The organism is Provencibacterium massiliense (assembly GCF_900169495.1).
Lineage (GTDB): Bacteria > Bacillota > Clostridia > Oscillospirales > Ruminococcaceae > Harryflintia > Harryflintia acetispora.
This window is the reverse complement of sequence record NZ_FWCH01000010.1, coordinates 76,988-96,185: the sequence shown is the minus strand read 5'-3', so window position 1 is coordinate 96,185 and position 19,198 is coordinate 76,988. Positions and strand designations below refer to the sequence as shown.

The window sequence follows — 19,198 nt, the reverse complement described above, 5'->3', positions numbered from 1 at the left end:
AGGGACAGCCGCAGCAGTTGCGGCTGTTTTTTTATTGCTTCGCTTATGCTAAAGAGTAAGCCGTCCGTAAAAATGCAACAGACAGCGAGAGGAGATCAATTATGGATCAAGCCAGTCCCATGCCTAAGATCGGAATCATCTGCGCAAGCGATGACGAGCTCGAACCGTTTTTGCCGCATATCGACCATGATGAAGTGACGGAAAACGCCATGCTGAAATTTCATCAAGGCTCTGTCCACGGCATTCCGGTCGTTGCGCTGTATTGCGGCGTCTGTAAAGTCAACGCGGCTATCGCCACGCAGATATTGATAGACAAATATGGCGTCGGTGCGATAATCAACGCCGGTACCGCGGGCGGAATGGACCAGTCCGTCAACCTTTTTGACACCGTCGTTTCAGCCCAGGTCGCATATCACGACATGGATGACGAAATCCTGACCGAATTCCATCCATGGATGCCCTCGATCTATTTTGATGTGGATCCGGCGCTGTTGGAGATAGCGGCATTCATCAGCGAAAGGAACCCGTCGGTGCGCCTGGGGCGGACGGTGACGGGAGAAAAATTCATCGAAGATGATTTTCGTGACGCAATCAATCAAAAATACGCGCCGCTGTCCGTGGATATGGAGACGGCGGGCATCGCACATGTATGCTATGTCAATAAAATTCCGTTCATTGCCATACGTTCCATCACGGACACCGCGACGCATTCCGGAATGGACCAATTTGAGGAAAACTGCCAGCGCGCTTCCACCATCTCCAAAGATGTTGTCCTGGACTTTTTGGATGAGCTAAAGCGCACCGCCAAGGAGTCCCGCTAGTCCGGGTGCAGCCCCCTTTCCCCGTTCAGAATCATTCTGCGCGCCCAACCCCGCATTTCGGGAGAAAGGGTGCTTTGCACCCTTTCTTGCTCCGGGCGCTGTACTTCTTACCGTTCTGTAAAATTTTTATGCGCCCGGTGGGCCCCGGCAGGCAGCAAATCCCCAACTTTTTGCCACCTATCAGTCAGAAGCCAGAACCAACGAGGAGGGAGATCAATATGAAAAAGCTATCCGTACTGCTCTGCTGTCTGTTTTGCATGGCCACGCTGGCGGGCTGCGGGGGATCATCGTCCGGCGGGGAGACCGCCGCCGCGTCGTCCGCGGCCGCGCAGAACCTCTACTCAAAGGAGGCGGCCGTCGAAGACATGGCCTATGACGAGGCCGTGCCCGAGGAAGAAGCCGCCGACGCCGGGGCCGGCCCCGCCGCCATTGTCTCGGGACAGAATCAGCCCAACCGAAAAAAAATCTGGCGTGCCTGGCTCTCGCTGGAGACGCTGGAATTTGACAGCGCCATCGAAAAGCTGACCGCCGCCGTAAACGCCGCGGGCGGATACCTGGAAAGCTCCTCGGTCGAGGGGAACAGCATTGAAAGCTACGGGCCCTCCCGCCGGTACGGCACCCTGACGGCCCGGGTGCCCTCTGACAAGCTGGACGGCTTCATCGGCGAGGTGGGTGGCATCTGCAACGTCCTCTCGAGCAACCTGTCCAGCGAGGACATCACGCTGCAATATACCGACACCGAGACGCGCAAAAAGTCCCTCGAGGTCGAGCAGGAGCGTCTGCTGGCCCTGCTGGAAAAGGCGGAGGACCTCGAGTCGATCATCAAGCTCGAGGAACGCCTGAGCGAGGTGCGCTACCAGCTCGACGGCTATACTTCCGAGCTGCGCGGGTACGACAACCTGGTGGACTACAGCACCGTGACCATGGAGCTGCACGAGGTGCGCAAGGTCAGCGAGCAGACCCCCGAAACCGTGCCCGAGCGGATCAGCACCGGCCTGTCGAACACCTTCGGGGATATGAAGGAGGCGGGCACCAACCTGTTCGTCGGCTTTGTGGTGAACCTGCCCTACCTGCTGATCCTTGGCGTGGTCGTCCTGCTTGCCGTGCTGCTGATACGCCGGCTGGTCAAAAAGGAGCGCACGCGCACGTCCGCCGCCCCGCTCTACGGCGGCGCCAAGCTCCCGAACCCCTATACCGCGCCCGAAGAGAAGGGGGACACTCCCCAGCAGCCGCCCAAAGACGAATAATATTATAAAACAGGGAGCGCAGCGATCGCTGCGCTCCCTGTTTTTCTCTCTTATTCCCGCTCGTCGCGGACCTCGAAGCCCATGTCCTCAATGGTGTGCCGGAGCCGGTTCTCGTCCAGGTTCTCCCCGATCACGGTGACGCTCTTGTCAGGGATGCTCACCGTCACGATGTCCACGTTGTCGTAGGCGTGCAGGGTGGTGTCAATCCGGCTGGCACAGCTCTGGCAGGACATCCCCTCCACCTTGAACATAATGCTGTTGGACATTTTAAAATCTTCCTTTCCCGGGAATTGCGCCGGTTCCGGCAAAGCCGAAATGGCGGCGGGGAAACCGCCAAGGCCGTTTCCTCACCCAATAGTATGGGTAACCCCCGCGCCGGTTATGCGCACCGCGCGGTACGCATACCGCGCGGCGGGAGAGGGGCGGGCCTATGCCCGCAGCAAAAAATGCTTGGGCAGGCCGCGCTCGGTGGGAAAACGAACCTCGCCCAGGATCAGCGGCTCGAGGTAGCGCAGCATCTCCCCGGTCACATCGTTGCGCTCCGGGGTGATCCACTCGGGCGGCACGTTGCGCGCGACGTTGGCGATCCGCTCGATCGGGGCGCAGTCATAGCTTGCCTCATAGGGCTCCTGCGACGCGCGCCGGATGACCGCCACAAAGCCGGTCTTCCCCTCAAGCGCGAAGCGCACCGCGGCCTGTCCGACCCCGCGCGCCTCGTCGATGTCGGTGGCGGAAAGGACGTGCGCGGCCGCACGCTGCAACACGTTGAGCTCGACCGAGCGCACCTTGCAGCCGATGTTGTGGCGCACCATGTTTTCCAGGTACTTGCCCACCCCCGACAGGTAGCGGTGCCCGAAGGTGTCCACCACCCCGCTCTGGTAGCTCTCGGCGGCATACCGTCCGTCGGCGGTGCGCACCCCTTCGCTGACGGCGACCACCACGTTCTTGACCTCCTTGTGCAGCCGCTCGACGTCCCCGAGGAAATCGGCCACCGAGAAGGGCACCTCGGGCAGATAAATCAGATGCGGCGCCCCGGTGTGTTCGTCCCGCGCCAGCGCCGACGAAGCGGTCAGCCAGCCCGCGTCCCGCCCCATGATCTCCACGATGGTCACCGAACGGGTATCATACACGCTCGCGTCGCGGATGATTTCCTGCACGGCGGTGGCGATGAACTTGGCCGCCGAGCCGAAGCCCGGGGAATGGTCGGTCTCGGCCAGGTCGTTGTCGATCGTTTTGGGCACCCCGGCGACCTTGATGCCCTCGCCTTGCTCGGCAAAGTAGCGCGAGAGCTTGGCCACCGTGTCCATCGAATCGTTCCCGCCGATGTAGAAGAAATAACCGATCTCATACTCGTGCAGCGCCTGCAGCAGCCGGCGGTACACCTCGCCGTCCTCCCCGGGCGCGGGCAGCTTGTAGCGGCAGGAGCCCAGCGCCATCGAGGGGGTGCACTCCAGCACATGGAAGTCCTCCTCACTCCGAAGGCACCCGTCCAGGTCCACGATATTCCCCTTGAGGATCCCCTCTACGCCGAAGCGCGCGCCATAGACCTTACCGATCTGTCCGCTGCATCTGGCCTGCTGTACGGCCCCGGACAGCGAGGCGTTGATGGCGGCGGTCGGCCCGCCGGACTGGGCAATGAGCATATTTTTTCCCATGAAACGGATTCTCCTTTGGCGGTATTTTCCCCTGTGCGAAAGGGCCGTGCCGGCACGGCCTTTCGCACGGTTTCCTGTTACGCCTTCCATTATAACCCACCCCTGTCGAAAAGGGAAGCCTTTGCACGAAGAGGGGCTATAAAAGTTGACGCGTGCGTGGACCTCCATATTTACCGCCTATGTGCCGTGATGATCGTCATGCTTTGGGCGTTGACCGTGATTTCGCAGCCGTCCGCGGCGATATACCAGTTCTTTCCCCTTTGGCGGATCACGCTCTGCGGCGCACCGATCTTTTCCCCGCACCAGGCCACCGGATCCACCCCCTCGTCCAGCGAGAGGTTTTTCCTGATCCGCTGCCCGCCGAGCCGGGTCGTATGGAGCCGGTCCAAACATGCAATCAGCCCGCCGCCGGCATCTTTTCTTATCGCCATGCTATCCTCCGTTTCATATGCTCCCCGCCCCCCTTTGACATTATGGCGGCCAGGGTTTAAAATAAAAGGGAAGCCCTGAAATTGACTGTAGTAAAGGAAGGCTTTCTGATGACCGATATTCTCTACACCTTGGGCGACAGCCTATATATCAATCTGACCAACCGCTGCCCCTGCCGGTGCAGCTTCTGCATCCGCAAAAACGGCAGCCATGTCGGTTCGGCCGAAAACCTCTGGTTCGAGCTGGAGCCCCACCTCGACGAGGTGCTCGCCGCCTTCGACGGGGTGGAGCTGAAAAACTACAAGGAGCTGGTCTTCTGCGGCTACGGCGAGCCGATCTGCGCGCTGGAAAAGCTGCTGGAGGTCTGCCACCTGGTGCGCTCGCGAAGCGACATCCCGATTAGGCTCAACACCAACGGGCTGGGGGACCTGATCCACAAACGCAAGACGGCCCACCTGCTCGAAGGGCTGGTGGACACCGTGTCGATCAGCCTCAACGCGCCGGACGAAGAGCGCTACCTCGAGGTGACGAGCCCGATCTTCGGGCCCGGCTCATTTCAAAGCATGCTCGAATTCGCCCTGGATTGCAAGCGCTTCGTGCCCAATGTGCTCTTCACGGTGGTCGACGTGATCTCCCCGCAGGAGATCGAGCGCTGCCGCGCCCTCGCGCAGGAGATGGATATCCCGCTGCGGGTGAGGGAATATATCAAAGAATACTGAAAAAGGACTGAATGCGAATGGATTGTAATCACAACTGCGAGGGCTGCTCGCAGGACTGCGCCCAGCGCCAGAACCCGCAGAGCCTGCTGGAGAGCCCCCACGAGATGAGCCAGATCAAAAAGGTGATCGGCGTGGTCAGCGGCAAGGGGGGCGTGGGCAAGTCGCTCGTCACCGGTCTGATGGCGGTGCTGATGAACCGCCGGGGCCACACCAGCGCCATCCTCGACGCGGACGTGACCGGCCCCTCGGTGCCTAAAATGTTCGGCATCCACTCCCGCGCGCAGGGGAATGAAAACGGGATCCTGCCCGCCTACAGCAAGACCGGGATCGGACTGATGTCGGTCAACCTCCTGCTCGAGAGCGACACCGACCCGGTGGTCTGGCGCGGTCCGGTCATCGCCGGGACGGTCAAGCAATTCTGGAGCGAGGTGATCTGGGGCGAGGTGGACTACATGTTCGTGGACATGCCGCCCGGGACCGGCGACGTACCGCTGACCGTCTTCCAGTCCATCCCGCTCGATGGGATCATCATCGTCACCTCCCCACAGGAGCTGGTCTCGATGATCGTTTCCAAGGCTCTCAAGATGGCGCAGATGATGAACATCCCGACCCTCGGGCTGATCGAAAACATGAGCTACGCCACCTGCCCGGACTGCGGCAAGCAGCTCAAGGTGTTCGGCGAGAGCCACATCGACGAGGTGGCCGCCAACTTCTCGCTGCCGGTGCTCGGGCGCATCCCGATCGACCCGAGACTCAGCGCGGCGTGCGACCGCGGGATGATCGAGCTGTTCGAGGGCGATTGGCTGGACGGCGCCGCCGCGGCGATCGAAAGTCAGAAATAGCTTCGTAAAACTTGGAAGCACACATAAGAAAGGATACGGGCGGCAGATAAAATCTGCTGCCCGTATCCTTATGAAGGGGCGCAACGCCAGCTCCGCCCTGCATAAAAAGAGGGGCGCCCTTTTCTCCGCATTTTTCTATTTCTCCATTTTCTCCTTCTCCATGCGCAGGGCGATCAGGGCCAGGGCCTCCGAGAGGGTGCGCTCGTCCGCAATTTCGATCATCAGCCAGCGCGCGCCCATCATGGGCTTGGCGTTCCTGTAAAGATCTCGCAGATAGGGCGACATTCCGTCCAGCAACAGCCGCGCACGCTCCTCCTCCCGCGGGCCGATCACCACCAGGCAGGTGAAGATCCCTTTCGCCGGATAGAGGGTGCAGACCGCGCGCGAACCCTTGCGGTACTTGACGTTCCAGCCCGGCGCCATCGAACAGCCGCTGTATTCGATCTTTGGCTGAATCCAGTAACGCTCCCCAAGTTCCTCGCAGAGCCGCCGCCAGAGGGGGCCGCCTGCCAGCGCCAGCTCCCCGGCGGTGGGCTGCGCGGTGGGGGCCATCCTTGCCACCGCTATTTCTTCCAGCGGCGCAGGGTGGGGAATATCTCCTGCATGGCCTTGCGGGCGCTCTCCTCGTCCGGATAGGGGTTGCCCTTCGAGACCATCGGCACGCAGGCCTCGATCATCTGCTCCATGGTGATGTCAGCCGTGAAGGCGCCGCTTTGATAGCAGTAGGTGCAGTATTCCTCGTTCTTGCTCCCATCCTGGTTGGTCCCGTAGTCCTCATCCTTCATCATCGGCATGGCGCAGGACTGGCAGAAAATCATGTTTTCCATTTCCATTTTCATTCTCCTTTTTTGTTTGGTTGGCAGTTCGGACAGTAGTAAACGCTCCCGCCAAGATAGGTCTCCTTGACGATTCTTTCCCCGCAGACCGGACAGGGATTGCCGTATGTGTTTTTGCTCATCAGGCAGCGGTAGCCCCCCTTGCAGCCGAAGAGGTCCCGCTCGGTGTCCCGACCGCCGGCCAAGGTCATCCCGGCCAGCGTCACCTTTAACGAATCGAAGAGGCGGGAGAGCTCCTCTGTCCCGAGAGCGCCCATCCTTTGCCTGGGGCTCAGTCCCGCACGAAAGAGGATGTCCTGCAGCACGCCGTTGCCGAGCCCCGGGATCCGCTGCCCGGTGGCGAGGAAGGCCTTCGCCGAGAGCTTTTCATAGTCCTCGCAGCCGCACAGCGAGAGAAAATACCCTTCGTCGAAGCCGTCGCCAAGGGGCGAGGGCTTCTCCCTGGACACCAGGTAATAAAAGCTGTCGTTCTCCCTTTCCCGGAAGGCGTAGAGCCCGCCGTACATCTGCACGGTGGCCGCCAGGGCCGAGAAGTCCTCAAACTCCAGCAGGAGCTGGTGCCGCTTCGGGCGCTCCTCCCCGGGGGCGAGGTAGCACAGGTTCACCCCGTCGTTAAAACTCAACCGGCAGTCCCCGATCTTGAGCTCGACATGCCCGCCGTAGGCGCGCGCCTCCTCCACCGTCTTCCCGGCGAGCAGCGCATGGTACCCCTCGGGGTCGCCGAAAAACCAGGCGAACTTGTGCGGCGTCTTCCCCGCCATGACGTTTAGAATCCGCTTGCCGCCGATCAGCTCCTGCAACTGGCAGCTGATCACCGCCGCCTCGGGCAGCTCCAGCATAATTTCCCCTCCTTCGTGTGGTCTGATATGATCTTATCACTCTTATTATGACACCTGTCTGTCATATTTTATTACGGTTCGTAGATTTTTCTCATTTCCCGCAGCAGGGCCGCCAGACCCTCGCGCACCCCGGGAGGGCCCAGCACCTCGGCATAGGGGCCGAAGGAGAGCACATAGCCGTAGACCCAGCCGTCCTGTGGCAGATAGGCGCGCACCTCGAAGCTGCCGTCCGGGTTCTCCCGCACGTCCGTCTCGTCGAACTCGTCGTAGACACGGTAGGACAGCTCCCGGTCCACCCGCAGCCGCAGGCAGATCATACCTGCCGGCTCCTGCTCCCCGGGCTCCTGCTCTAAGGGGCGGCGCTCGAAGGTCTCGCCCAGCAGCCGCAGGTTCCTGATGCGGGTCACCCGGAAGAGCCGCGGCTCCTGCCGCCGGCGGCAGTACGCCCACAGGTACCAGCCCTTGTCCTTGAAGCGAAGCTGGAGCCCCTCGGCCTCGCGGTGGGTGCGCTGCCCGTTCGAGGCGCAGTAATCGAATTCGATCACCCGGCGGCCCGCCACCGCCTTTTTCAGCAGCTCGAAGGCCTGCTGGGATTGCGGGCCGCTGCCCCAGGGGGAAAAATCCACCTGCAGCCAGTCGAGATTCTCCTTACGGAAGAGGGCCCCAAGCTGGGAGAGCACCCCTGTCATATCGCCGTACTGCGCGGCGCTAAGGCTTTGCAGCGCCAGCAGGATGTCCTCCTGCTGGGATTCGCTGAGCAGCGAGCGCTCGAGCACGAACCCCTCCATCAGCCGTATCCCGCCGTGCCGCCCCTTGGCGCAGTAGACCGGGACCCCGGACATGCTCAGCGCCTCGATGTCCCGGTAGATGGTGCGCTCGCTCACCTCGAAGCGGGCGGCGAGCTCGCGCGCCGTCAGCTGTCCGCGCTCGAGCAGCAGATAGACGATCTCAAACAGCCTGCCGCTTTGCAATTCGATCCCCCCTCAGATTTCACAGTCCCGCTCGATTTCCCCGCAGCGGTTGTAGCGCATGAAGCGCCGCAGGCCCCGTGTGACCGCTTCCCGGGCGGCGGCGCTCCTTTTTGCGCCCTCCTCCCACCAGAAGTTTTTCACGATCAGCCTCCCGCGCTCCCGGTCGGTGGCAAGCTCGATCCGCCCGAGGAAGCGCTCGCCCGCCAGCACCGGCAGCACATAGTAGCCGTACTGCCGCTTCTGCGCCGGGGTGTAGACCTCCCAGCGGTAGGCAAAGCCGAAGAGCGCTTCTATCAGCCTGCGGTCCCAGATCAGATTGTCCAGCGGCGCCAGAATCCGCGCCGTACCGAGCGGGAGCGGCCGCTGGCAGCCCTCCAGCAGCGGCAGGTCCTGTGTTTTTACATAGAGCGGGGACTTCATCCCCTCCACCGCCACCGCGGCGAGCGCCCCGCATTCCTCCAGCTCGGCGAAGGCCCGGCTGCGCGCGGCGGCGTCCATCCCGCCGATCCCCAGCCAGGCGTCCCCCGGGCGGTCGGGCAGCGCGCCGACGCTCCCCACCCGGCGCAGCACCTGCCAGCGGGCGTAGTCCTGCGGCGTGGGGTTGGGGTCGGGCGCGCTCAGCAGCCCGGGCGGCAGCGCCCGTTCCGAAAGGCAATAGTACCGTCGCGTGCCCTTCTTGTGGTGCACCAGTGCCAGCCCGGCGTAGCACATCGCCTCGAGCGCCGCCTTGGCCAGGCGCTGCTGGCCGTACCACCAGAGCACCCGCTCCTCCATCACAAAATCGGAGGAGCAGGCGGATTCGTGCTTTTTCAGATAGGCGGTGATCTCCTCGATTGCCGCCGGGTGCTCACGGCACCAGCGCAGCGGGCGCTCCCTAGTGCGCGCGAAGCAGGGCCAATCCTCGACGGCGCAGATCGACATGTTCTTGTCCCACATATCGAAAAAGCGGCGTTCGCGATAGAGAAGCCGCTCATATTGCCCCTTGCGGTAGCCGGACCAGCGCGACTGGAACACCAGATCCGGATTGCGCCCCACCACGTCCAGCGGGTCGTACTGCACGCAGCCGACCTTGCGTAAGTACCCCTCCAGTTCCTCCATGCCGTGCAGCGCGCTGGCGGCGCTCAGGTGATGGTACTCCACCATGTACCGGCAAAGCTGCCGCCGGCTCGCATACAGCGCCATACCGTGTGCCCTCCTCTTTTCGCAGAATACTGTCATTGTACCATATCCGCCCCAAAACACACAAATTTTAAAATAGACTATATTTGTTCACATTCCTGCGGTATAATGAAGAAAACGGCAAAGGAGTGGTTTTTGTTGCTGGACATCATCTATGACCGGCGCAGCGTGCGCAAATACCAGGATAAACCGGTTCCCAAGGAGGCACTCGAGGAGGTGCTGCGCGCCGGGATGTACGCCCCCTCGGCGATGGACTGCCGCCCCTGGCATTTCGTCGTCCTCCAAAAGCGCGAGGACCTCGCGTTTATCCAGAGCGTGCACCCCTATTCCAACATGCTCTCCAGTGCGCCGGCATGCATCCTCGTCTGCGCCGACAGCAAGCGCTGCTGCCCCGGCTACTTCCCCGAGGACTGCGCCGCGGCCACCCAGAATATCCTGCTCGCCGCCAAGTGCCTGGGACTGGACACCTGCTGGCTGGGGGTCTATCCCGCCGGGGAGCGCCTGCAGCCGCTGGCCGAACGCTTTGGCCTGCCGGAGGGTATGCTCCCCTTCAGCCTGATCGCCATCGGCTACGGCGGCGAGGAGAAGAAGCGTCCCGAGCGCTTCGATCCCGAAAAGATCCACTATGACCGCTGGTAGATATTCTGACCATACAGGAAGCCGCGGGCCCCGGTTTGAAACCGGGACCCGCGGCTTTTTTATTGTTGAGCGTGAGCGAAGCAACAGAAATTGCGCACAGAAACGGGAGCAGGCGCAGCCGCTCAGAGCCTACCACCGCTCGGGCAGCAGGTCGCCGATGGTGCTCACCCGTCCGCCGTCGAGCAGCACCTCGCAGCGGTAATTGTCGTCGTGCACCTGGCAGATGAACTCCCGGCAGCGCCCGCAGGGCGGGATCACACGGTCGTTTGCGCCCACCGCCACCATGCGCAGGATCCGGTTTTCCCCGGCGGTCACCATCGCCGCGATGGCGGCGTGCTCGGCGCAAAAGCCCATCGAACAGGGGGTGTCGATGCATACCCCGCAGTAGACATGGCCCTGCTCGCTTAGTATCGCCGCGGCCACCGACCCGGCCTCGGAATGCTTTGAAAGGATGCGGGAACCGCGCTTCGATTTTGCCAGCTCATAGAGCTCGTTCCAATCCATCACCATATATGCTCCTTTAAATCGTGCAGTATCTCTTCCTTGCTCTGCGGCTGCCAGTGCCCGGTGAGGGCAATCTCAAAGTCCAGCGCTTCCAGCCGGCCGATCAGCTCCCCCAGCTCCTTTTGCGGGTAGTGCGCCGGGCCGTGGTGGAAGTCCTCGCAGGCGCAGTCCCCCAAAAAGAGGACCCCCGCCCGCTCGAGCAGATACACCACGCTGTCCGGGCTGTGCGGGCCGCCGACTTGGCACGCCCGGCAGACCTCCCCGCCCAAATCGAGGCGCAGCCCGCCCTCAAACAGGAGGTCGGCGTTCTTCACCACGATCTGCGAGCGGTCGGGATATTCCTTCTTGATGTTGTCACAGCAGAAGGGGATGTCCTCCCCCGAGGCGATCCGCCCCTCCATCTCCTCGTCGGACCAGCCCCAGCGGGCCATCCGCGCGAGGTAATCCCCGGTCTGGCGGCTGGCAACCGAAACCGCACCGAGCGCATGCAGCCCGTAGACATGGTCCCAGTGCCAGTGCGTCAGCCCGACGAAGGCCGGGGCGGGCAGTCCCAGCTCCCTGCGCTGCCGCTCGAACAGGGCGGCGTGCGCCGCCGAATTGCCCGCGTCCACCATCAGAGCGTACCGCTCGCCCCTTATGTAGCCCAACACCGGGCGGTCGGTGCGCGCATCGTGGGGCAGGTAATAGACCCGCCCGGTCAGCTTTTCCATTCTTTCGTTCCCTTTCATTCGCCGTAGGTGACCACCCATTTGAGGCAGCCGTCCTCCCGGTTTTCAAAGACCCGGTACCCTTCGAGGATGTTTTGCAGCGGGCCGCGGTGAGTGATAAGAAAGCTGGTGTCGAGCTTCCCCGCTTCAATCAGTCCGAGCAGCCGCGCGCAGTGGACGGCGTCCACCCCGCCGGTCTTAAAGACCAGGTTTTTGCCGTACATCTGCGGCAGGGGGAGGGTCTGGTCCTCCTCGTACATCGCCAAAAGCGCCACCACGGCGTTGGCGCGTGCCAACCGCCAGGCGAGGGAAAAGGTCCCCTTCGCCCCGGCGCATTCGATCACCCCGTCCGCGCCCCGGCCGTGGGTGAGGGCAAGGACCTGTTCGCAAACGTTTTCTGCCGGGTCGAGGGCGGCGTCGGCCAAGCCCCGCTGCAGCGCCAGCCGGCGGCGCGCTTCGATGGGCTCCACCGCTATAATCTGCCGCGCCCCCATCAGGCGGGCGCACTGCATGGCGCAAAGGCCGACCGGCCCGGCGCCGATCACCGCGACCGTGTCCCCTTCCCGAATTTCACAGAGCCCGGCCCCAAAGTAGCCTGAGGAGAGGATGTCCCCTACGAAAAGGGCCTCCTCGTCGCGCACCGAATCGGGGATGGGGGTAAGGCCGGTGTCGGCGAAGGGAACCCGCACATACTGCGCCTGGCAGCCGTCGATCCGGCAGCCGAGCTCCCAGCCCCCGCGCTCGCAGTTGTTGATGTACCCCCGGCGGCAGTGCCAGCATGAGCCGCAAAAGGATATGCAATTGGCCGCCACCCGCGCGCCGGGGCGCAGGGGCACATCCTCCCCGGCCCGCACGACCTCGCCCACAAACTCGTGCCCGAGCACCACCCCGGGGAGCGCCCTGGGCACCGCCCCGGCACGGATATGCAAATCACTCGTGCAGATGGTCGAGCGGGTCACCCGCACGATCGCATCGCGCCGGTCCTGCAAGCGCGGCACCGGCCGCTCCTCGAGCGAAAGGGCGCCTCCCTCGCGGCAGACCAGGGCCAGCATGGTGTCCTTCATCTAAGCCTTCAGCCTCTCTTCCCACTCGGCCGGCTTGAAGCCCGCCAGCGCGAAATCTGTCCCCACGATCAGCGGGCGCTTGACGAGCATGCCGTTGGTCGCGAGCAGGTCAAGCTGCTCCTCCTCGCTCATGTCCGGCAGGCGCTCGCGCAGGTTCTGCTCCTTATAGAGCATGCCGCTGGTGTTGAAAAAGCGCTTGAGCGGCAGGCCGCTGCGCGAATGCCAGTCGGCGAGCTCCCCAGCGGTGGGCCTTTCCTCCACGATGTGCCGCTCCTGATAGGAGACGCCGTTTTCATCCAGCCAGCGCTTGGCCTTCTGGCAGGTGGAGCACTTGGGATACCACACGAACAAAACCGTCTTCATATCTTTAATCATTCCTTTCCCGGGAATTGCGTCGGTTTCGGCAAAGCCGAAATGACGGTTGTAAGACCACTAAAACGTAAAACCATAAGTTTGAAAGATTCATCTTTCAAATTTCCATCTCCCCCATCAGGCTGCGCATGGCCAGGATGGTCTTACTGATCAGCTCGTCGAGCTCCATCCCCAGCAGCTCGGCCCCCCGTGCGATCACCTCGCGCGAGCAGCCCGCGGCAAAGGCGGGGGTCTTAAATTTCTTCTTGACCGACTTGAGCTCGAGGTCGCTCACGCTTTTGGACGGGCGCATGATGGCCACCGCCCCGATCAGCCCGGTGAGCTCGTCGGTGGCGTAGAGCACCTTCTCCATCACATGCTCGGGCTTCAGGTCGGTGCAGGCCGGCCAGCCGTGGCAGGCCGCCGCGCGGATAATTTTCCCGTCGATCCCCGCCTCCTTCATCAGCTCCTGCTCCTTTATGCAGTGCTCGTCCGGGAACCGCTCGAAATCCAGATCATGCAGCAGCCCGACCACCTTCCAGAACTCGACGTTCTGCGGGTCATACTCCTTTGCAAAATAGCCCATCACCCCGGACACGATCTTCGCGTGCCGCAGGTGGAAGTCCTCCTTGTTGTACTGCCGCAGCAGCTCCTGCGCCTGTTCCATCGTCGGTACCATTCCCATTTTTACACGTCTCCTTCCTATTGCTCAATGATTGCCTGCACCCGGCCGACCGCCCCGCCCTCCTCGAGCATAACTTTGATTCCGTGCGGGTGGTTGGGGCTCTTGGTTAAAATCCGTTTGACATGCCCGCGGGTCAGCTTACCGGTGGGCTGGTCGCATTTTAACACGACGTCCACCAGTGCCCCGGGGGCTATGTCCTTTCGAAGCTTGCCGTCCGGCATAAAATGACCATCCCTTTCTGGAAGTTTCGTGCCGGTTTCGCCGCGCGAAATTGCCGCCAGCGGCGGCATAGGCACAAAAACTCTATGCTTGAAAGTAACCTTTCTTTACTTTCCCTATTGTAGCCCATCCACCCTACTTAAGCAACCAGGACGGCGGCAAATTTTGCACAGGACCATATAAAAGCGGCCTGCCGCAATTTCGGCAAGCCGCTTCTATTTTTACCCTGCTGCGCAGGGAGCACCTTATTTCCTGCTTTGGCGCAGGACCAGCACCCCGGCGGCCAGAGCCAATATCCCAAGCCCGCAGGCGGCCTCGGCGGCCTGCCCGCCCGAAACCGGCAGCTTGCCCAGGGGGATCATCTCGTCCTCGATGGTGACAAGATCGCCGGCCTGCGGCAGCAGGGGCTGCGCCGCCAGGGGGATCGCCTCGTCCTCGATGGTCACCGTTTCACCCTGGGACGGTACACGCACCGGCGCGTAAGGGCCGTGGGTGCCCTCGTCATCGTCCCGGTCGTTCGGGCGGGAGGGGCGGTAGTCGTCCGGCTCCACCGGAGCGGAGTGGGGGGCGTCGGCGGATCAGGAGGCGTCGGCGGGGTGGGCGGATCGTCCTTCTGCACCGTCGCCTTATAGTAATAAGTGACGATCAGGCGCTTCCCGGGGGACAGCGCGAGCGGATCGTGGGGTGAAACCTCCCCGGCAAGGGGCAGGGCCAGCAGCACGGCGTTGGCCGCCTGCCCGAGCGAAGAAATGCGCTCCTCCTGCCGCCCGATCCTTTTGTCCAGCTCCTCAATCTGCCCCTGCAGCTCTTCCATGAGCGCCTGAGCCGAGGCGGCGAAGCCGTCGAGATCGTCCGGCGAGAGGGAAAGCCCCAGTTCGCCGGCCGCGCTTTCCAGCTCCCCTGTCCAGTCGCGCCCGCCCTCGGGCGGCTCCTTGCCGGTATCCGCGGGCTCCTGATCGCTGTCCACGTCCGGATCGGAATCATTTTTGGCACTGTTCAGCGCCGCACGGGCCGCTTCCAGCTCCTGCTTTGCTTCCTTAAGCGCAAGCCCGGTTTCCTCGGACCCGCCTTCCGATTCCCCGATCGTCGGGTCCCCGTCCAGCGCGTCCAGGCGCTCCCGCAGCAGCCGGACCTTCTCCTCGGCCGCGCGCACCGCCTCTTCAAGCGCCGCGAGGCCGCTGTTCTCCCCGCCGTCTTCCTCGGGATCGACCGTCCCGGCGGGCTCCTCCCCGGCAGTCTCCTCCCCAGCGGCCTGCTCACGGCAGCCCGCGATCAATTCCGGCACGCCGGCGGCGAGATCATAAAGCCGCCGCGCCTCGTCCCGCTCGTCCTCGAGCGCCGCCAATGCGTCGTATTCCTCCTGCGGCGCCGCAGCAAGGGCGTTCGTCACCTCGGGCAGGTCCTCCTCGTCGGCCTCGATCTGCTCGAGCGAAAAGCTCAGCTTCGGGTCGGTGTTCCCATTGGGGGCGTCATTTTCATATTTGCCCGCCGCAAAGGACTCGCCAATGGTGGCCTGCAGTCCCTGCTCGGTATAGTCGAACTGGGGATATTCCCGGTAAACATGCTTCACCACCAGCTCGGCGCGCGGCTCGGGTACCGGGGCGAAGTAGGCGATAACGACGTTCTCCCCATCCTTGGACAGCCGCAGCGGGAGGTTTTCATAGTGGCTGAACTGGTATTTGCCGCCCGGCAGGGCCGCGGCAGACCGGGCCAGCTTCTGCTGGTCGACCTCCGTCAGCAGCGTGTCCTCGTCGGCGGAGTCCTGATAGACGGTCATCTCGTACGCCCCGTCGGTGGTCATCAGCCGCACGGTGTATTTTATCTTTTCGGGCGGGAGGACCGGGTCGGGCAGATAGAGCACATCCAAAACGTTGGCCGCCGCGTCCCCGGTGATCCGCAGGCTTCGGGCCTGCCCCTCGCTGAGGTGATAGCCCTGCGGCAGCTTATACAGCAGCTGCCCCTCGTCCGCCGTCTCACCGAAGGACAGGGTGGTGTTGGCGACGGCGCTGCCCTGGTAGCTGCCCAGGTATCCGCTCTCGCCGATGGTGCTCACCCGGTCGCGGTAATAGTTGACGGTGTAGCCGGTCTCGGCGCCCGGCAGGAAGACCACCCGGATGACGTTGCGCTCGGCAAACTCGGTGACGGCCTGCATGGACGTCTCATGGATGGTCCCGCTGGTCTGATAGCCGTCCGGCAGCACGCTCCCGGCGGGGGCGGTGAGGGAAACCTGAGCGCGCAGCTGCTCGATCGAGGTGCCGTAGGCGTAATCGCCCAGCGCCGCCTCGCCGAGGAAGTGCTCGCTGCGAATGTCGCCGTAGTAATATTCCACCTTCACCGGGTAGGATGGGAGGCGATAGCCGAAGAAAATAATCCCGGTCTGCCCGTTTTTGACGACGCCCCGCGTCGGATTTGCGCTGCCGTTGTGCTGGGCGCTGGCGGGCTCATATTGGCAATCCATATTCCCGTAGCGGACGCTCTCCCGCGCGGTGACGATGTGCGTCCCGATGGGAAGCAGCCTCTTGTCCGTCCCCGTGGAGGAGGGGTCCTCGACGTAGTAGGGCGAAATCTCGACGCGCTGCGTGAAGGGGACGACCGTACCCTCGCTGTTGACCGTGCGTCCCTCGGCGTCGACGAGATAGGGCACCACCCGGATCATCCCACCCTGCACCGGCAGGTAAGGGGAGGCGACCGTCTGCGCGCAGGGATGGCCGGCAAAGTTTGTGTACCGCAGTCTGGCCCCCGGGATGTTGGTCGGGTAGCTGCCGGTCTTGTTGACATAGGAGGGGGCGAGCTTGACCGGGATCGAGAGGGTCGCGCCGTTCTCGTTGATCTCCCCGATGGACCACTCGACGTTGTTGTTCTCCTCCCACGCCTCGCCGGCGCTGGCAACCAGTTCGTCGGCGCGGGAGCTGTCATAGGAAAAGTATTTGGAGTCGATCAGGTCGCGCAGCACCGCCTCGGTGCCCGCCACCTTCATATTCCCGGCGATGGTGGCGTACAGCCCGCTCAGGTCGTCCGAATCCCCCACCAGGTAGGTGTAGCCCGCGCCGGAGGAGAGCCGGCCCAGCAGCGAGCCGTCCCCCGCCTCGTCCCCGATCCCGACGGTGTAGATCTTGACGTTCAGGTCCTGCTTGATCCGCGCCGCGGCGTCGACCCCGGTCTTGTTGGCCGGGTCGGGGAGGCCGTCGGTGAGGAAGACCACATAGGCCGGCCGGTCGCTCTCCCCCCGGGCGGCGAGCAGCCGCTCGGCCGCCTCGAACGCACGGGTGTAATCGGTGTCACCGCGGGGATAGAGCTCATCGATCGCGCCGAGGAGCCGCGATTTCTGATCCCGGCCCGAAATTTCCACATCGACTTGGGCGTAGGTGTCAAAGGATACCATCCCCACCTTGTTCTGGGAGGGGGTGCCGTCGGCGTTCTCCTTCATCATGATCTCGACGAAGTTTTTCGCCGCGCCCTTGACCACCTGCATGCGCATCTTGGAGGTGTTGCCCGGACAGGTTTCGGGCAGCCCCTCGGCGGGGACGTACTGCACCGGCTTGATCACGTCTCCGTGGGCGTTCTGCTTGACCTTGACCGGCCCGCCCTTTTCATTGTAGGTGATGGTGCTGCCGTAACCGCAGACCGGACAGGTATAGTATTTTCTATAGTACCCTGCCGGCAGGCCGACCGGCGGCATATCCCGTTCGGTGTAGTTCGCCGTCGGCTCCCCGCAGACGGCGTCCTGGATGGCCGGGGCCGACATGGTGCCCGAGCGGTCGAGGATCAGAACCACGTCCACCCCCGCGTTGGCCGGCACGCCGGCGACTGAAAAGTGGATCGTGGCCTCGCCCTTTTGATAATCGGTCCACTCGGCGCTCTTTTGCATCTGCACCGAGCCCTCCTTGGGATACTCGGGATAATCCGCGCGGTTGGCCCCGGCGGCCGGGGCCGCGGTCAGCGCGGCACCACTGCTCAGGGTATCGGAGGGCGCAGCAAACACATTGACGGGCAGCGCGCTCAGGCACAAGGCCGCAGCCGCGACAGCCGCCAAGATCTTATTCTTTTTCATGTTAAATTATGCCTCCATCACAAGCTATCTCAGTCTTCATCCTGCCAAGACGGATCGACCTCGCTGCCCAAGCCGCCCAGAGCGTCGTCCATCAGTTTGATCATTTCCAGGGTGCTGCGGAAGCGCTGCACCTTTTTCTTGTCCGCCCAGCGGATGGTGCCCTGCCAGGTGGCGTTCTGGCGGAATTGCACCTGTATGATAAAGGTGGCTTTCTCGCCGCGTTCGTTTTCAAAGATGATTTCGTCCATATATCTGCGCACCTCCCCGGGGCGGTATGATTGTGGTTTCTTGTCCTCGCTGAAGCTGCGGTAACGAAAGCTTGCCTGCGGGAACGCCAGCCGGTCGAAGAGCGCCTCCATCTGCCCGGCCATATCCAGCACGCCGTTAAAATCCATCGGCGCCTTTTCAAAGGGATTGATCAGCCTGCCGTAAATCTCACAGTTTTCATAGCGGTCTATGCACACCAGGGTGCGGGTCACATTGCTGGGTGGAATCCCGGTTGTGTTTGGCAATCGTGAATCCTCCTTCGCAGGTTTTTTCTTTCTATAGGCCCATTATGGCACGCCGCAGTCACATTCCGGTAACGCGAGCGAAATTCTTTTTTCTTTTTATGACCCCTTCTCATGCGAACTTCATTTTTGGTCCGCCCGCATAGTATAATGAGAGGAGCGCCTGCACGGGCGGGCACAAAAAATTAAAATATGGGGTTGACATCCGTGAGGGAGTTTTATATAATAACATATGAACAATAGATCATATGAAAGGACGTGCATTTCCGTGATCGATCAAAACGGCGTCGAGCGCTGCGAGTTCATCCATGCGCACGAGGAGATCGTCAAAAAGGTCAACGAACAGATGCCCGACGATGAAATCCTCTACGACCTGGCCGAGCTCTTCAAGATTTTCGGCGATTCCACGCGGATCAAAATCCTCTATGTGCTCTTCGAGTCGGAGATGTGCGTCTGCGACATCGCGCAGCTGCTGAACATGACCCAGTCGGCCATCTCCCACCAGCTGCGCGCGCTCAAGCAGAGCAAGCTGGTCAAATACCGCCGCGAGGGGAAGACGGTCTTCTACTCCCTGGCCGACAGCCATGTGCGCACCATCCTCGGGCAGGGGATGGAACACGTCGCGGAATAGCTTGCCTTTGGGATTCCTTAACTGTTTTACTATAAATTTACATTCGGGAGGAAAACACCATGAAAAAACATTTTAAGCTGATCGACCTGGATTGCGCCAACTGCGCCGCCAAGATGGAGGACGCCATCAACAGGATCGACGGGGTGCACTCCGCCACCGTCAGCTTTCTGGGCCAGAAAATGACCATCGAGGCCGACGAGGGCCGCTTCGATGAAATTATGGCGAAGGTCGTCAAGGCCTGCAAGCGCGTCGAACCCGACTGCACCATCCAGCTTTGACGGCCCCTCGGGACTCCATGAA

At 62.4% G+C, this 19,198-nt stretch carries 24 protein-coding genes; 7 read left to right on the top strand and 17 right to left on the bottom strand.

The genetic code is table 11. The features are described from left to right. Positions 1-101: 101 nt before the first annotated feature. Together B5477_RS03030 and B5477_RS03025 are read left to right on the top strand one after the other, a co-directional pair. Entirely contained in the window at positions 102-821 is a 720-nt protein-coding gene (locus tag B5477_RS03030; RefSeq protein ID WP_341455974.1) for a 5'-methylthioadenosine/adenosylhomocysteine nucleosidase, read from the top strand. Between the two features lie 218 nt (positions 822-1,039). Beyond that, positions 1,040-2,068, top strand: coding sequence for a DUF4349 domain-containing protein (locus B5477_RS03025; protein ID WP_159448908.1), 1,029 nt, complete (start codon positions 1,040-1,042; stop codon positions 2,066-2,068). Positions 2,069-2,118: 50 nt separating this feature from the next. Here the strand turns inward: B5477_RS03025 and B5477_RS03020 are convergent, their stop codons facing one another. From B5477_RS03020 to B5477_RS03010, 3 genes are all read right to left on the bottom strand, one after another. Further along, entirely contained in the window at positions 2,119-2,334 is a 216-nt protein-coding gene (locus tag B5477_RS03020; RefSeq protein WP_079698328.1) for a heavy-metal-associated domain-containing protein, read from the bottom strand. A 162-nt stretch (positions 2,335-2,496) separates the two neighbouring features. After that, positions 2,497-3,723, bottom strand: coding sequence for a 6-phosphofructokinase (locus tag B5477_RS03015; protein ID WP_079698327.1), 1,227 nt, complete (start codon positions 3,721-3,723; stop codon positions 2,497-2,499). Positions 3,724-3,893: 170 nt separating this feature from the next. Beyond that, positions 3,894-4,154, bottom strand: coding sequence for a DUF3781 domain-containing protein (locus B5477_RS03010; protein WP_079698326.1), 261 nt, complete (start codon positions 4,152-4,154; stop codon positions 3,894-3,896). A gap of 81 nt (positions 4,155-4,235) precedes the next feature. Between B5477_RS03010 and B5477_RS03005 the strand changes: the two genes are divergently transcribed. Continuing rightward, positions 4,236-4,871, top strand: a complete 636-nt coding sequence (locus B5477_RS03005; protein ID WP_341455973.1) for a TIGR04100 family radical SAM protein — start codon at positions 4,236-4,238, stop codon at positions 4,869-4,871. An 11-nt stretch (positions 4,872-4,882) separates the two neighbouring features. Next, positions 4,883-5,713, top strand: a complete 831-nt coding sequence (locus tag B5477_RS03000) for an Mrp/NBP35 family ATP-binding protein (protein ID WP_079698324.1) — start codon at positions 4,883-4,885, stop codon at positions 5,711-5,713. A 135-nt stretch (positions 5,714-5,848) separates the two neighbouring features. Here B5477_RS03000 and B5477_RS02995 read toward each other — a convergent pair whose 3' ends face one another. From B5477_RS02995 to B5477_RS02975, 5 genes are all read right to left on the bottom strand, one after another. Further along, complete coding sequence (locus B5477_RS02995; protein WP_079698323.1) at positions 5,849-6,265, bottom strand: DUF3788 domain-containing protein; 417 nt, start codon at positions 6,263-6,265, stop codon at positions 5,849-5,851. Positions 6,266-6,276: 11 nt separating this feature from the next. Then, entirely contained in the window at positions 6,277-6,540 is a 264-nt protein-coding gene (locus B5477_RS02990; RefSeq protein ID WP_079698465.1) for a zinc ribbon domain-containing protein, read from the bottom strand. 8 nt (positions 6,541-6,548) lie between these two features. Further along, complete coding sequence (locus B5477_RS02985; RefSeq protein WP_079698322.1) at positions 6,549-7,388, bottom strand: zinc finger domain-containing protein; 840 nt, start codon at positions 7,386-7,388, stop codon at positions 6,549-6,551. A 71-nt stretch (positions 7,389-7,459) separates the two neighbouring features. Continuing rightward, complete coding sequence (locus B5477_RS02980; protein WP_079698321.1) at positions 7,460-8,359, bottom strand: helix-turn-helix transcriptional regulator; 900 nt, start codon at positions 8,357-8,359, stop codon at positions 7,460-7,462. A 12-nt stretch (positions 8,360-8,371) separates the two neighbouring features. Beyond that, positions 8,372-9,541, bottom strand: coding sequence for a DNA glycosylase AlkZ-like family protein (locus B5477_RS02975; protein ID WP_159448907.1), 1,170 nt, complete (start codon positions 9,539-9,541; stop codon positions 8,372-8,374). A gap of 135 nt (positions 9,542-9,676) precedes the next feature. On the opposite strand from B5477_RS02975, the gene B5477_RS02970 reads away from it, so the two are divergent. Next, positions 9,677-10,177 carry a nitroreductase family protein gene (locus B5477_RS02970; protein WP_242942105.1) on the top strand — a complete coding sequence of 167 codons (501 nt, stop codon included), beginning with the start codon at positions 9,677-9,679 and terminating at the stop codon, positions 10,175-10,177. A 129-nt stretch (positions 10,178-10,306) separates the two neighbouring features. Here B5477_RS02970 and B5477_RS02965 read toward each other — a convergent pair whose 3' ends face one another. The 9 genes from B5477_RS02965 to B5477_RS02925 form a co-directional block, all read right to left on the bottom strand. After that, entirely contained in the window at positions 10,307-10,681 is a 375-nt protein-coding gene (locus B5477_RS02965; RefSeq protein WP_079698464.1) for a cytidine deaminase family protein, read from the bottom strand. After that, positions 10,681-11,391 (bottom strand): MBL fold metallo-hydrolase, encoded by a 711-nt coding sequence (locus tag B5477_RS02960; RefSeq protein ID WP_159448906.1) that lies wholly within the window; start codon positions 11,389-11,391, stop codon positions 10,681-10,683. Before B5477_RS02960 ends, B5477_RS02965 begins: the two co-directional genes overlap by 1 nt. A gap of 14 nt (positions 11,392-11,405) precedes the next feature. Further along, positions 11,406-12,452 carry an alcohol dehydrogenase gene (locus B5477_RS02955; protein WP_079698317.1) on the bottom strand — a complete coding sequence of 349 codons (1,047 nt, stop codon included), beginning with the start codon at positions 12,450-12,452 and terminating at the stop codon, positions 11,406-11,408. Next, entirely contained in the window at positions 12,453-12,815 is a 363-nt protein-coding gene (locus B5477_RS02950; protein WP_079698316.1) for an arsenate reductase family protein, read from the bottom strand. Between the two features lie 106 nt (positions 12,816-12,921). Beyond that, a complete protein-coding gene (locus tag B5477_RS02945) occupies positions 12,922-13,488 on the bottom strand; it encodes a hydrolase (protein ID WP_079698315.1) in 567 nt (188 codons plus the stop codon). A gap of 17 nt (positions 13,489-13,505) precedes the next feature. Continuing rightward, positions 13,506-13,709, bottom strand: a complete 204-nt coding sequence (locus B5477_RS02940; RefSeq protein ID WP_079698314.1) for a YwbE family protein — start codon at positions 13,707-13,709, stop codon at positions 13,506-13,508. Positions 13,710-13,952: 243 nt separating this feature from the next. After that, complete coding sequence (locus B5477_RS02935) at positions 13,953-14,153, bottom strand: hypothetical protein (protein ID WP_079698313.1); 201 nt, start codon at positions 14,151-14,153, stop codon at positions 13,953-13,955. Next, positions 14,150-17,758, bottom strand: coding sequence for a vWA domain-containing protein (locus B5477_RS02930; RefSeq protein ID WP_079698312.1), 3,609 nt, complete (start codon positions 17,756-17,758; stop codon positions 14,150-14,152). Before B5477_RS02930 ends, B5477_RS02935 begins: the two co-directional genes overlap by 4 nt. Before the next feature lie 29 nt (positions 17,759-17,787). Next, complete coding sequence (locus B5477_RS02925; RefSeq protein WP_079698311.1) at positions 17,788-18,270, bottom strand: hypothetical protein; 483 nt, start codon at positions 18,268-18,270, stop codon at positions 17,788-17,790. Between the two features lie 265 nt (positions 18,271-18,535). Here B5477_RS02925 and B5477_RS02920 point away from each other — a divergent pair, with 265 nt between their 5' ends. Both B5477_RS02920 and B5477_RS02915 read left to right on the top strand, forming a co-directional pair. Continuing rightward, positions 18,536-18,898, top strand: a complete 363-nt coding sequence (locus B5477_RS02920) for an ArsR/SmtB family transcription factor (RefSeq protein WP_341455971.1) — start codon at positions 18,536-18,538, stop codon at positions 18,896-18,898. Positions 18,899-18,957: 59 nt separating this feature from the next. Next, on the top strand, positions 18,958-19,176 hold the full coding sequence (locus B5477_RS02915) for a cation transporter (protein WP_079698309.1): 219 nt from the start codon (positions 18,958-18,960) through the stop codon (positions 19,174-19,176). Positions 19,177-19,198: the final 22 nt, after the last annotated feature.

Bases quoted from the DNA above. Each gene is read 5' to 3' on its own strand.
- B5477_RS03030 (WP_341455974.1), top strand. From the start codon at position 102: ATGGATCAAGCCAGTCCCATGCCTAAGATCGGAATCATCTGCGCAAGC.
- B5477_RS03025 (WP_159448908.1), top strand. From the start codon at position 1,040: ATGAAAAAGCTATCCGTACTGCTCTGCTGTCTGTTTTGCATGGCCACG.
- B5477_RS03020 (WP_079698328.1), bottom strand. From the start codon at position 2,334: ATGTCCAACAGCATTATGTTCAAGGTGGAGGGGATGTCCTGCCAGAGC.
- B5477_RS03015 (WP_079698327.1), bottom strand. From the start codon at position 3,723: ATGGGAAAAAATATGCTCATTGCCCAGTCCGGCGGGCCGACCGCCGCC.
- B5477_RS03010 (WP_079698326.1), bottom strand. From the start codon at position 4,154: ATGGCGATAAGAAAAGATGCCGGCGGCGGGCTGATTGCATGTTTGGAC.
- B5477_RS03000 (WP_079698324.1), top strand. From the start codon at position 4,883: ATGCGAATGGATTGTAATCACAACTGCGAGGGCTGCTCGCAGGACTGC.
- B5477_RS02995 (WP_079698323.1), bottom strand. From the start codon at position 6,265: ATGGCCCCCACCGCGCAGCCCACCGCCGGGGAGCTGGCGCTGGCAGGC.
- B5477_RS02990 (WP_079698465.1), bottom strand. From the start codon at position 6,540: ATGGAAAACATGATTTTCTGCCAGTCCTGCGCCATGCCGATGATGAAG.
- B5477_RS02985 (WP_079698322.1), bottom strand. From the start codon at position 7,388: ATGCTGGAGCTGCCCGAGGCGGCGGTGATCAGCTGCCAGTTGCAGGAG.
- B5477_RS02975 (WP_159448907.1), bottom strand. From the start codon at position 9,541: ATGGCGCTGTATGCGAGCCGGCGGCAGCTTTGCCGGTACATGGTGGAG.
- B5477_RS02965 (WP_079698464.1), bottom strand. From the start codon at position 10,681: ATGGATTGGAACGAGCTCTATGAGCTGGCAAAATCGAAGCGCGGTTCC.
- B5477_RS02960 (WP_159448906.1), bottom strand. From the start codon at position 11,391: ATGGAAAAGCTGACCGGGCGGGTCTATTACCTGCCCCACGATGCGCGC.
- B5477_RS02955 (WP_079698317.1), bottom strand. From the start codon at position 12,452: ATGAAGGACACCATGCTGGCCCTGGTCTGCCGCGAGGGAGGCGCCCTT.
- B5477_RS02950 (WP_079698316.1), bottom strand. From the start codon at position 12,815: ATGAAGACGGTTTTGTTCGTGTGGTATCCCAAGTGCTCCACCTGCCAG.
- B5477_RS02945 (WP_079698315.1), bottom strand. From the start codon at position 13,488: ATGGGAATGGTACCGACGATGGAACAGGCGCAGGAGCTGCTGCGGCAG.
- B5477_RS02940 (WP_079698314.1), bottom strand. From the start codon at position 13,709: ATGCCGGACGGCAAGCTTCGAAAGGACATAGCCCCCGGGGCACTGGTG.
- B5477_RS02930 (WP_079698312.1), bottom strand. From the start codon at position 17,758: ATGAAAAAGAATAAGATCTTGGCGGCTGTCGCGGCTGCGGCCTTGTGC.
- B5477_RS02915 (WP_079698309.1), top strand. From the start codon at position 18,958: ATGAAAAAACATTTTAAGCTGATCGACCTGGATTGCGCCAACTGCGCC.